The organism is Paraburkholderia flava (genome assembly GCF_004359985.1).
Lineage (GTDB): Bacteria > Pseudomonadota > Gammaproteobacteria > Burkholderiales > Burkholderiaceae > Paraburkholderia > Paraburkholderia flava.
Window position 1 is genome coordinate 2385886 of record NZ_SMRO01000002.1, and the last position, 12209, is coordinate 2398094.

At 61.7% G+C, this 12209-nt stretch carries 10 protein-coding genes and 1 tRNA gene; 6 read left to right on the top strand and 5 right to left on the bottom strand.

Annotated features, from left to right (window positions below; translation table 11 throughout):
- Nucleotides 1-558 precede the first annotated feature (558 nt).
- Nucleotides 559-1380 carry a helix-turn-helix transcriptional regulator gene (locus E1748_RS22040; protein ID WP_133649257.1) on the top strand — a complete coding sequence of 274 codons (822 nt, stop codon included), beginning with the start codon at nt 559-561 and terminating at the stop codon, nt 1378-1380.
- Nucleotides 1381-1475: 95 nt separating this feature from the next.
- The gene (locus E1748_RS22045) at nt 1476-2153 is read left to right on the top strand and encodes a LysE family translocator (RefSeq protein ID WP_133649258.1); all 678 of its coding nucleotides are present in this window, start codon (nt 1476-1478) and stop codon (nt 2151-2153) included.
- A 30-nt stretch (nt 2154-2183) separates the two neighbouring features.
- On the opposite strand, the gene E1748_RS22050 is transcribed toward E1748_RS22045, so the two are convergent.
- A complete protein-coding gene (locus tag E1748_RS22050; RefSeq protein WP_133649259.1) occupies nt 2184-2678 on the bottom strand; it encodes a 2-thiouracil desulfurase family protein in 495 nt (164 codons plus the stop codon).
- Nucleotides 2679-2852: 174 nt separating this feature from the next.
- On the opposite strand from E1748_RS22050, the gene E1748_RS22055 reads away from it, so the two are divergent.
- A complete protein-coding gene (locus E1748_RS22055; protein WP_133649474.1) occupies nt 2853-3014 on the top strand; it encodes a DUF1328 domain-containing protein in 162 nt (53 codons plus the stop codon).
- A 164-nt stretch (nt 3015-3178) separates the two neighbouring features.
- Here the strand turns inward: E1748_RS22055 and E1748_RS22060 are convergent, their stop codons facing one another.
- A complete protein-coding gene (locus E1748_RS22060) occupies nt 3179-4105 on the bottom strand; it encodes a LysR substrate-binding domain-containing protein (RefSeq protein ID WP_205965271.1) in 927 nt (308 codons plus the stop codon).
- A 101-nt stretch (nt 4106-4206) separates the two neighbouring features.
- Here E1748_RS22060 and E1748_RS22065 point away from each other — a divergent pair, with 101 nt between their 5' ends.
- Nucleotides 4207-5136: an EamA family transporter gene (locus tag E1748_RS22065; protein WP_133649260.1), complete on the top strand. Its 930-nt coding sequence runs from the start codon at nt 4207-4209 to the stop codon at nt 5134-5136.
- A gap of 14 nt (nt 5137-5150) precedes the next feature.
- On the opposite strand, the gene E1748_RS22070 is transcribed toward E1748_RS22065, so the two are convergent.
- A complete protein-coding gene (locus tag E1748_RS22070; RefSeq protein WP_133649261.1) occupies nt 5151-6656 on the bottom strand; it encodes an MFS transporter in 1506 nt (501 codons plus the stop codon).
- Nucleotides 6657-6855: 199 nt separating this feature from the next.
- On the opposite strand from E1748_RS22070, the gene E1748_RS22075 reads away from it, so the two are divergent.
- Nucleotides 6856-6946 (top strand) — tRNA-Ser (locus E1748_RS22075).
- Between the two features lie 160 nt (nt 6947-7106).
- Here E1748_RS22075 and E1748_RS22080 read toward each other — a convergent pair.
- Nucleotides 7107-9434 carry an ATP-binding protein gene (locus E1748_RS22080; protein WP_166653606.1) on the bottom strand — a complete coding sequence of 776 codons (2328 nt, stop codon included), beginning with the start codon at nt 9432-9434 and terminating at the stop codon, nt 7107-7109.
- A gap of 759 nt (nt 9435-10193) precedes the next feature.
- On the opposite strand from E1748_RS22080, the gene E1748_RS22085 reads away from it, so the two are divergent.
- Nucleotides 10194-11000 carry an EAL domain-containing protein gene (locus E1748_RS22085; protein ID WP_133649263.1) on the top strand — a complete coding sequence of 269 codons (807 nt, stop codon included), beginning with the start codon at nt 10194-10196 and terminating at the stop codon, nt 10998-11000.
- Nucleotides 11001-11021: 21 nt separating this feature from the next.
- Here the strand turns inward: E1748_RS22085 and E1748_RS22090 are convergent, their stop codons facing one another.
- A complete protein-coding gene (locus tag E1748_RS22090) occupies nt 11022-12182 on the bottom strand; it encodes an aromatic ring-hydroxylating oxygenase subunit alpha (RefSeq protein WP_133649264.1) in 1161 nt (386 codons plus the stop codon).
- Nucleotides 12183-12209: the final 27 nt, after the last annotated feature.

The window sequence follows — 12209 nt, forward strand, 5'->3', positions numbered from 1 at the left end:
CGGAATGAAAGGGAAAATCCGCACGTTCATGGCCATTTGATCGTCAGAATGTTCTGGTTCCAGTCGGCCGCGAATGCGATTGCAGTGATGAGGTTGCAAATGCGATTGCAGGCGAAGCCGAAAGTCCTCTATCGGGCAAACCCTCGTTCAATAATGACCGGCGAATGATTCGATGCTGAATATTTTTCCGACTTACGCATCCATTTCGACCCGGCATTACGGACGAAGCGCGGCGGATTTTAACCGAGGTATCCTGAAAATGGCACCATTGTTAAATGAAAACTGTGCAGCGGCTGGGGGCGCGGCTCACGTCGCGACCGCAATCGTCGTCGAGATCGTGGTTCCGGCGAATACGGTCAACGCAAGCCCTTGAGCGAGCCGTAATATCCCGGCAATTGAAATCGATATAGCGGAGCGCATTTTTTGAACCGTCGATGCTAAGCGTTAACGGCGCCATTTCGCGCATCTTTAATGCTCGCAAACGTTAGCGATTACAGCTGCAGCGAATTAACTCGCCATGAAAAGCCGACGCCTCGCGCGCTGTGACAGAATGCGTTCATGGCAACCCAGATTTTCTGGCGCGACCGCGCGCTACCCTTCGTCGAGAGCCGTCGTGCATGCCGCAGCCACGCGTGCTACGTGCCGCACGCGCACGACACCGTCTCCATTGGAGCGGTCGATCACGGCACAAGCCTCTTTTCGTCCGACGGCACAACGACGCGTGTCATGCCCGGCAGCCTCGTGATGGTGCCGGCCGGCCATGTGCACGCGTGCAACCCCGAGCCGGGCGCGTCGTGGAGCTATCAGATGCTTCACCTGGATCGCGACTGGGTACACGCGGTGCTGGCCGAAAGCGACGACGACGCGGCCGCCCCGCTCGCGCATCCCGCCGTGGGTCATGCGCGCGCTGCGTACGAGCAGTTCTGCGCACTGAACGACCTGCTCTTTTCCGCTGCCGATCCGGCAGAGAAAGAAACGGCGCTGATCGAGTTCGTAGGCGGCCGCGGCTGGCTCCCTGCGCCGCTTCCCGGGGCCCAGCCGCCGCGGCTCGCGCCGGTGAGGCTCAAGCGCATCGTCGCGTTGCTCGAGGAAGACTGCGGCGAGCGGCTGCCTGTCGAGCAACTCGCCGCGCTCGCGGGCATGAGCCGTTACGCGTTCATCCGCGCGTTTCGTGCACGGACCGGCATGACGCCGCACGCGTACCAGCTCGATCTGCGGATTCGCCGTGCCCGCGCGCTGCTGCGCGCCGGCCGCGCCTTGACCGACGTGGCGCACGAGCTCGGTTTCGCCGATCAGAGCCACTTCCAGCGCGTATTCAAGCAGCGCGTCGCGGTGACACCGGGCGGCTACAGCCGCTGCAACGCACACGACGACGTATAACGTCACCTACCTGCGCCCGGCTCCACGTCGCGCACTTTTCTTCAATACGGCGCGCCCACTTCCCACGACACTCGGTTTCCATTCAAGGAGCCGTCATGGGGATTTCGCTACAACAGTTCGCCGCGGTCGCCGGTGCGCACTTTCTTGCGCTGCTGAGTCCGGGACCCGATTTCTTTCTCGTCGTGCGCAGCGCGTTGCTACGTGGCTGGCGTAAGACCAACGTGGTCTGTTTCGGCATCGCGCTCGCCAATGGTGTGTTCATTGCGCTCGCTATCGGCGGCTTCGCGGCGCTGCGCCGGCATGGCACACCGTTCGTGATCATCGAAGCGGCCGGATGCGGCTATCTGATCTATCTCGGCGTACTGTTCCTGCGCCATGCGGGTAAATCGCCGGTCACGCGCGGATCGAGTGGATCAGACGAAATGGACTCGCGCATCGGCGCCGCCGCGCAGACCGGATGGCCGCTGCGTTTCGCGAGCGGCTTTATGTCCGCCATCCTGAACCCGAAGAACGCGCTGTTCTACGTGAGTCTTTTCTCTGTCCTCGCGGGGCGGCAGGCGACATTCGGCGTGCAACTGGTATACGGCGTCTGGATGTTCGGCGCGGTGCTCGCGTGGGATGTACTCGTCGCGATCGGCATTGGACATCCGGCCGTCGTCGCGCGATTCGAACGACACCACGCAGCCATCGACCGGATCACCGGTGTCGTACTGCTGCTCGTAGCGATCGGTGCGCTCACGATGCTGGTCCGGCAACACACGGGATGGCTCTGACATCACCGTCGAAGCTGCCGCACCGCAGGATCACGCTTCATCATCCGCGATCCGCTGTGCAAGCTCGGCAATCTGCGCAGGCGCGAACACGTCGATGCCATGCTGCCGCAACAGCGTGGCCGTCACGCCCGCGCCCGGATGGGTCGCGCCGCTGAACGTGCCGTCGTAGACGAAACTGCTGCCGCACGACGGACTGCCGTCCGCGAGCAACGCATAGCGGCAGCCATGCGCCTGCGCGAGTTGCAACGCGTGCTGCGCACCTTTGATGAAAAGCGCGGTGACGTCGCTGCCCGTGTCGTCGGCGATCGTCGCGCGTGCGTCGAGCACGTCGGCGCCGTTCTGATGCCACTGGATTTCAGCGGGCGGACGCGGCGTCGGGAAACCGGCCGCAACTTCGGGACACACAATCACCAGCCGTCTTTCGTCGGACCACGTCTGCCACAGCGCATCGTGCAGCGTCTTCGCGCGGCCGTCGTAACGCACCGGCATGCCGGCAAGACACGCGCTGACCAGAATCCTGTGCATTTTCAAATGAGCCTTTGGATAGGGCTTCGCAAAGCATCGGTGCAAAACCGCGAGCTTGCCCGCGCGGCTCGCGGATGGCAACCGGTGCCAGGCATGCCGGTTGCTAAGACAACACACGGCATGCGCACCGCGCGCGTGATCATTTCATATCAACACACCATCGGTGGAGGTCTCATGCTTCGTTATGCAGCCATCTTTTTCGTCATTGCGATCATCGCCGCCGTGTTCGGTTTCGGCGGCATCGCGGCGGGCGCCGCAGAAATCGCCAAGGTCCTGTTCTTCATCTTCATCGTGATCTTCCTCGTCACGCTGCTGATGGGCGTCGTACGACGGTGATGCGGTCGGGGGCCGGTCGCGTCGCGCGGCCGCCCGCGCAAACCGCTCACCACAGATACGACGATTGACACGTTCGCGTTCTGCGACTTCGACGAATCGTCGATGTAGCGCCGGCTCGAGGGCAATGCCTTCAGCCGGCGCTTCGTCGTACCTATGCGAAGCATTCAATGCGCGCCGACGTCGCGCGCCGCTTGCGTCCCAACCGGCGCACCCTCGCCCCCATCGACATCGATATTCAGTTCTTCGCAGAGAAAATTTTGCAGCGCCTGCACCGCGGCAGCATGCGCGCCGGGCACGGGCCGCGTGAACAGCGCGAAGTCGGCGGTAGGCGGTTCGGGCAGTCGATCGTTACGGCCGAGCACGCGCATCGATTCGTGGCGGATGTTGCCGTCGAGCAGAACGGACACGCCGAGCCCCGCTTCGACCGCCGACTGCACCGCCGGCAAACTCGTGCTCGTGCAGACGATCCGCCACGCGATACCCGCACGCCGCAGCGCCGTCAACACGCTCTGCTGCCACAGACAGCCGCCGCCAAACGCGACGACCGGCAGCTCGGTTTCGGCCACGCGGTCAAAGCCACGCGCGCCGACCCAGAACAGCGGCTGCGTCCAGCTGACGAGCGGCACCGCATCGACGAGCGACGGGTCCGCGACCACCACGTCGAGGCCGCCGTCGGCGAGCTTGTTCGACAGCACCGTGCTCGTATCGACGACGATCTCGAGCGCGACCCGCGGATAGGCCGTCGAGAAGCGCCGCAACGCGCGCGGCAGACGGCCCACCGCGATATCCTCGAGCATGCCGAGACGCACCGTGCCCGACACCTGGCCCGCGCTCAACGCGCGACGCGCATCGGCGGCAGCACCGAGAATCGTGTACGCGTACGGCAGCAGCAGATGACCCGCTTCGGTCAGACGCACGCCGCGCGGCGAACGGTCGAGCAGCCGCTGCCCCACTTCGTCCTCGAGCTTGCGCAGTTGCATGCTGACCGCCGCCTGCGTGCGCGCGAGACGCACCGCCGCCGCGCTCACTGCGCCCGTCTCCGCCACCGTCACGAAGGCGCGCAGTAGCGCGCTGTCGAGGTCTCGCATCATCAGCATCCGTGATACGGTCATAAGAAATATCAGCTTATCTTAATCGCCGCGCGACCGATATCATCGGGACTTCGCCGCTCAGGGCATTCCGGAATTCGATCATGCGTGAAGACACGCTTCCGTCAACGTTGGCCCCCGCCCCTTCTGCTCCTTCTGCTGCCGGCGCGCAGCACGAACCGCATCCGCGTCGCGCGGCCGGCGTCGCGGCGCTGCTCGCGCTGATGTCGATGTCGAGCGTGCAGTTCGGCGCCGCGCTGTCCGCACCGACGATGGCCGCGTTCGGCTCGTTGAGCACCACGTGGTTGCGCCTCTGCTGGGCGGCCGTCGTCCTCGCGCTGATCGTGCGGCCGAAGCTGCGCGGCTATGCCGCTGCGCACTGGCTGTCTGCGGGCGTGCTCGGCGTCGCGATGGCCGGCATGACGCTGTGCTTCTTCGCCGCGATCGAGCGCATTCCGCTCGGGCTCGCAGTCGCGATCGATTTCCTCGGTCCGTTGACGGTTGCAACGGTCGGCGTGCGTCGCTGGCGCGCGCTCGTGTGGCCGGCGCTCGCGATCGCGGGCGTCGTGCTGCTCGCGCGCGACGGGCATGGGTGGATCGGCGGATCGTCAGCCGGTGCGATGGGCGTGCTGCTCGCGGGTGGTGCCGCGCTAGGCTGGGGCAGCTATATCGTGCTGATGAAAAAGACCGGCGCCGCTTTCGCTGGCCTCGACGGCCTGTCGATCTCGCTGATCGCGGCAGCGCTCGTCGCGACGCCGTTCGGTCTGATCGACAGCGGCGCACACGTGCCGCTCGCGCAACTGGGCGCGACGGCCGGCCTCGCGGTGCTTGTGCCGCTGCTGCCCTACGCGCTCGAAATGATCGCGCTACGACGGATTCCCGCCGCCGCATTCGGCATCCTGATGAGCCTCGAGCCGGCGATCGGCGCGCTCGCGGGTTTTGTGGTGCTGCGCCAGTCGTTGAGTCTGTTGCAGATCGCGGGCTCTGCGTTCGTCGTGTGCGCGAGTATTGGGGTGATTGCGGTAGCGCGGTAGCGGTTGCGGTGCGCTCACGGTGCCGGCTGTATCACGCCGGTGCCCTCGCGATAGTCCTCGCTATCGACGTCGTACCCCGACGGCTCCCAGCGAATCGCGAGCAACGCGGTCAGCGATGCAAGCGGCGCGAGCGCGATCACCCAGAACACCTTCGTGCCGAGCGCGGCGGCGAGCACCGGGAACAGGAACAGCGAGATCGTCGACGCGGTACGCACGAGCGTCTGATTCAAACCGACCCCGACGCCGCGCAACGAAGTCGGATAGCTGAGCGACGCGTAGGTCATCGAATGCGAACCGGGCCCGAAGCCCTGACCGAACAGATACGCGCCGAGCAGCAGGATCGCGAGCACGATGAACACCGGCGCCGCCGGCTTGCCGATCGCGGCGAGCCCGATCAGCGCGACGAACTGCAGCACGACGCCCGCCACCGTCATCTTCCACGCGCCGATGCTGTGCGCGGTGCGCACGCCGATCAAACCACCGACAAACGCGAACAGAAGATTGAGCGTGAGCGACGCGACGATCGTCGTCAACGGTCCCTGCTGCAGGAAGCTCGCGATGATCACCGGCAGCCCGAAGATCACCGCGTTATAGCCGAACGACGATGCCGCGCCGATCACGGCCGCGAGAATCGTGCGACGTCGGTAGGTTTCGTTGAACAGGACCGCGTAGTTGCGCCAGCTTGCGGCGCGCGGTGCGTGAACGGGAACGTGCTCCGTGCGCTGCACGGTTGCATCGATACCGTACGTGCGCTTAAGAATACGCGCCGCACCTTCGAGGTCGCCCTGATTCGCGGCCCACACCGGCGATTCGCTGATATAGCGGCTGCGCACCGCGATGATCGCGAGCGCGGGCACGGCGCCGAACGCGAGCGTCAAGCGCCACAGCCAGCCCGCGTGCGATTCGGGCAGCACCGCGTACAGGCCGAGGATCAGCAGATAGCAGGTGCTCGTCGCTGCGTACCACGCGGGGCACCACGCGGTGATCGCGGATGCCTTGTTGCCCTTGCCCGACACGCGCGAGAACTCCGCGAGAAAGGCCATCGCGACCGGTAGATCGAGTCCGACACCGAAGCCCATCAAAAAGCGCGCGCCACCGAGCACCCACGCGTTCGGTGCAAGTCCGGCCGCGATCGCGGCGACGACGAAGAACAGCATGTCGGCCATGAACACGCGATAGCGTCCGATGCGATCCGTCAGATAGCCGCCGACAGCCGCGCCGAGAATCGCACCGAACGTGATCGCCGACGCGACGAAGCCGACCTGCACCGGCGTCAACGCGAACTGTCGCGCGATGTCCTTGATGCCGTACGCGAGCGACGTCAGATCGTATGCATCGAGAAACACGCCGCCGAGCGCGATTGCGATCACGATGCGCGCGTGACTGCCAGGCTTCGCGCCCGCATTGACGAGACGCGATACATCCTGCGCGGAACGGACGATCGTCGTGGACTGTGTTGATGAGCGGTGAACTTCGGCGACGTCGTCGTCGATGGAGGGGGACAGCGTGACGGTGGACATGATGAGAGTGCCGGATGAGCACGAAGGAAGCAGTGCGCTCGATGCTACCGGCCACGTCGTGCCCGCCCAAACGATGAATTCGACTATGCAAATCGTGTATTCGACGGAGCTTGCTGTCGGTGAGGTTCACATGTCGATGACGCGTCGCCGTCCACGCGACTGGCGCCGCGCCGGGAGTTTGCTATAATGCGCGTCCGCTGGAGAGATGGATGAGCGGTTTAAGTCGCACGCCTGGAAAGCGTGTATAGGTTAATAACCTATCCGGGGTTCGAATCCCCGTCTCTCCGCCAAGACTCATCATCAAGCCCATGATTTGCAAAAAATCATGGGCTTGATCGCAACTGCACACCGATTGAACAGCATGCCACGCGCCGGCAACCGGCAGCGTGGGTTCATCGATCAAAACGGGCACCCTCTCACGCCCGACTGTGCCACCTGAATTCCCCTGCTTTACCCCGCGCCATGATCATGCTTCGGCAGAAACATCAGAAACGTCGCCCCCTCCCCCAGCTTCGACTGCACTAGCAGCTTTCCACCCAACGAATCGACGACGGTCTTCACGAACGCAAGACCCAGCCCATGTCCCGAAGACGGCGACTTCCCATGCAGTTGCGTGAACTCGCGGAACAGCTTGCCTCGATCCTGTTCGGAGATCCCGATCCCATGATCGGCCACCGAGATTTTCAGGTGATGTTCCGTTTCCGATAAGTGAACGTCGACGGTCGAAGATTCCGGGCTGAATTTAATCGCATTCCCGATCAGGTTCGCGAATGCGCGCCGCAGCAGTTGCGCATCGGCGATCGTGGTTTGCCCCGGCTCCGCGATCAGATTGACGACCGTCGATTTCTCGCTGGCCTGCGGCAACAGATCGTCGATTGCATCTCCCAGCACTAACGCGGGATCGACCGGCGCGAGCTTTGGCGGCAAGCTCTCTGCCTTCGCAAGAAAGAGAAAATCGTCCGACAGGCTAAGCGCTCGGGTCGCGTACTGCGAAACCAGTTCGGCGAACTTCTGCGGTGTGTATCGCGACGGATCGCGCAACGCCTGCGCAACCAGCGCGAGTATCGACGCCTGAGGCGATCGCATGTCGTGCGACAGGAATCGCAACGCCATGTCTCGCTGCCGCTCTGCCATCCGCACGGACGAAACATCCGCCACATGAAAGATCAATGCGCCCTCTCGATACGCGGACGGTTTGATCGGCGCGCATTTGATCAGCAGCGAAAGTCCTCCGCGCGCGTTCGCAATTTCAATGCCCTGATCGAGCAGCGACTCCGTTTGAACCGGCAGATCGCCGCCGTCCGACCAGTGATCGAGCGATGCCAGCGCCTGCGATACGAACTCGATCGCTCGATGCGATGCGGTGATCTGGAACAGCACCTCGGACACCGAGCGTCCCGCCTGCGAACCCCTCGCGGTTTGATCGACGCCAGGATGCTTCGACAGGATCGCCGCGCGCTCGTTGGCCAGAATGACGGTGCCTGCAGTCGATGCAATCAACGTCGCTTCGGGAAGACTGTCGACCCACTCGTCGACGAGTTCGCGGTACCGCCGCACGCGCTCGTCTAGCTCGGCTGTCGTGTTCAACTGACGCTGAACGGGGTCGATAAAAAACCTGTCGTTCGAAGGTTTCGCCGGCAGCGACGGTTCGGCGGCCATCCGTTCCGCCTCGAGCGCCATAAAGCGCAGCAGCGCCTCGAGACGTCGCCATGTCCACAACATGTAGGCCACCGCGCAGACAAAAATTCCGGTAGCCGGCGGCACGACCCGATATTCGAGCTTGAACAATAGAAACGCAGTCCCCGCGATAGCCGTCGACATACCGACAACCGCCAGCAAACCCGCCCGAGGACCAAGCAGATAAAGCAAAACGCAGATTAAACAGACAACAATCTCATTGAACAGCAGCTTGTATTTGAAATCGACCTCACGCGTCATCGTGGAAGGGGTGAGCGTGTCGATCTCGCCAGCGGCAACGTCGATACCTGCCCGCCAGAACCCACCGGCGGTGGAGGCCATCAATCGCGCGCCGGGCCCTCGGGTGGCCGAACCGATGAGGATCAACCTGCCGCTCAGCTTGCTCGACGGCACTTTCCCCTGCAGGACATCGATGTACGAGTAGGTTTCGTAGGGCTCGCTACATCGAACCGATAACAGTCGCGAACAGCTTTCTGCTGCGGGCTTGACGTGATCTGCCTCGCTTGCGTCACTTGTATCGGCCGGAATATCGAAACCGGGCTGCCAGGAAAGCGCGCCGGCAAGCAAGGCCGGGACAAAAGACAGTTGTCGATCCATCGCACCGACTATCGATGAGTGACTGCTACGAGTCACACCTTGCCGCGCTTCGGGCGCTATCGCTTCGTGGGTCGAAAAGCCTGTCCATACCGTGTCGACATCCCTCACGCCCGCGCGGATTTCCTCTATGTCGCGCGCCGCGTACGGACGGGTTTCCTTATCGCGTGCGGTCGTATCGCGCGAAGCCGCATTGTTCTCTCCGTCAGAACCGTCCGCATACAGGCTCGTCAAATCGACTCTGACTGCCGCTACCCCGTTTCCGGCGAGCCGGTCGATCATGCGTGCGCGAATGTCCCGACTGAATGGCCAGTCGCCAAGACGCTCGATCGTGTGGCCATCGACGACCACCGCCACGACCTTCCTGGCGGCTGCGGGGCGAGCAACCCGCGACACGAAATCGAAAAACGCCAGATCGACGTGATACAACATTTGTGTTGCCGTGATCGCGATGCAAACCAGCATCAGCGCTAAGGTTAGCCCCATCCATTCTCTCGTGAGATCCGGATAGGTGCGTGTCGTCGGCCAGTCTTCGTTTTCATTACGTCGACGACGTCGTCCCAGGCCCAAAAGTCTTCCCGTCATGTCAATCGACCGTCACACATTGGGTTAGATGGCGCGTTGATCCGTATCTGTGGAATACCGCGTCGCCTGCCGGCAGGTCCCCCGATACGACCGATATCGCAGTCAGCTGGCACGTCCCCGTCATCTCACCCCATGGGAAACGGGGATTCGAAACCTTTCCAAACCGACTTTTCATCGAAATTTAGAAATATTTATTAGAAAACCTCATGACCATATCAACTTGTAATACAAATTAAAAGGAATTTTACATTTGCGTCAACAGGAAATGGCGATGATCACGCAATTTCATTTTTTTGTGGCCGAGCCAGCATGGAAATTCCATTCGGTGGAATTGATTGAAGCAGTGCCACATCAATGTCACGGCCAACCAGCCTGGTTTACCCGACGCTGCCCTTCCCGGCAGGTTTGACACAGCAGGCAATAATTACGACATCGCTCATTCGAAAAATTTCCGGCAACGCAATATTTTCCGACAAGGAAATCTGCTATCGTGACTCAGCATTCTTTCTTTTCCCTTCAAAGAAAATTCAATCCTTATTTACAATAGGCAAGCTTACATTTTTTAATTCCATGAAATAGAACTCTCAAAATTGTTGGCTTGAAGTTGATTCAGGAAGAAAGATCGCCGAAACTCCTAGGAATTGGCTTATTGGGATATTCATGAATCGGATATTTGCGGCAGAGCATCTGGTCAGCGATGCAGAACGGGGGCTTCGCGAGGATGAGTTTTTTTTCGTCCTGCAACCCAAGCTGGCATTGCAGGAATGCGGCCTGTCCGGCTTCGAGTACCTGATCCGCTGGCAGCATCCCGAAAGAGGCGTGCTGGAGCCGACGTCCTTTATCAGCCTCGTCGAGGATTCGTTTCTTGCGTGTCGATTCACGAATCTCCTTATCCATCGGGCCGCCCGATTGCTGACGCAATGGAAAGCAGCCGGACACGACGACCTGTCGATCGCGATCAATTTATCGCCGGTGGAACTCGGCAGCGAAGATTTTCCCGGCCGACTCTCCGCGCTCATTGAGTCGCAGGACATCGATCCGGGCCGCTTTGAAATCGAGTTGACGGATGTCGTCCCTCCCGACCAGCTGGACTGGCTGGTCGAGGTCATCCATGCAGTGCAGGCAATCGGTGTTCGCGTTGCACTCGACGACTTTGGTGCCGGCTTCAATTCGCTGACGCTGCTGCAGCAGTTGCCGGTGGACATCGTCAAGTTCGATCGTTCGCTGATCCGCGATGTGGTGTCGAACGATGAATTGACGCGGATGCTCGAGACGCTGGTTCATCTCGCGAAAAATCACGGCAAGCGGATTGTGATCACTGGCCTCGAAACGGCCGAACAGTTCGAATGGGCGAAGACGTTGCAGGACATCGAAGGTCAAGGGTTCTTCATCTCCGAACCGCTTCGCGAGGCGGACGTCGACGCTTTTATCGGTCGCAGCCGGCATTGGACAAGCGCGGGGAAATAAGGCGATCGGTCACTGCCGCAGTCACTGTGACCCGCGCGACACAAGCGCCTGTCGAAGACGCTCGTGATAATGACTCAGTGCAGGCTCGTGCCGGCCGAACGTGATGAACTCCTGCGTGCCGGCACGAAAGCCGCGCTGAATATCTTCCGCAAGCTCGAAGTCTTCTCTTTCCACGACGCTCATCAACAGATCCATGTTGCGCGTCCAGTGGGCCCTGACCGGTTCGTTAGGAATGGGCGTCGCCGTGTAAAGCGACGCTTCGGTCACGCATTGGCCGGGATCCTCGCCGTCGGCGGGAAACATCCGCCAGATCTCGACGTGTCGGCCCTGCCAGTTCAGCAGCGTGTTCGGAAACAGGACATAGACGATCAGGGTATGGCGCAGCAGATCCCACGTACTCTCGGGCTGATTGCGCAACTCGACGATCGATCGACGCGGAAACGTGAGACGCATGTTGTCGCCGAACGTGTCGACGAGACCGATGCCCGGCAGAAAGATCGTGTTGATCGTCTCCCGATGCAGCTTGTCGACGTGCCAGCTTTCGAGAAACGTATCGACAGCGAGTTTCCAGTTGAGCTTCTTTTCAAGCGTGCGCGTTTCGAAGTGCGCAAAATCGCCGAGACCGTACGACGCCAGTTCGCTGTCGAGTCCGGGAACCAGCCTCTCTTCGTCGATTTCCCCGCCAGGTCGCGGCAATACCCACACCAGCCCATGCCGCTCCGCTACCGGTAGTCGCACCAGGTCGGTGTGATCGCAATCGAGACCAGGAAACGCACCGCGCGGCGACAGCACGCGCAATTTCCCATCGAGGTTATAGCCCCAGCCGTGATACGGGCAGACAAACGACGACGCGTCGCTGCCGCAGCCTTGCGCCAACCGCGCGCCACGATGACGGCAGACGTTGGCAAACGCGTTGAGTTCGCCATCGCGATTGCGCACGAGAAGAATCGGTACGCCGCAGCGGTCATCGGTCAGGTAGTCGCCGGGTGCCTTGAGCTGGCAGCTTGCCGCAATCAGCAACGGGCGATTCAGAAACAGCTGCTCGCGCTCCTGCTTCAGGACGGCGGGGCTGGCATAGGCCGACACAGGATTGCGTGTACAGGTATCGCTCATGTCCGTACCACGCGCATCGATCAGATCGAAGATGCGCCTGGCGAGCGCCACCTGGGTGTCGTGGTGCATGAATGTTTCCTCGTATCGGTAACGTGG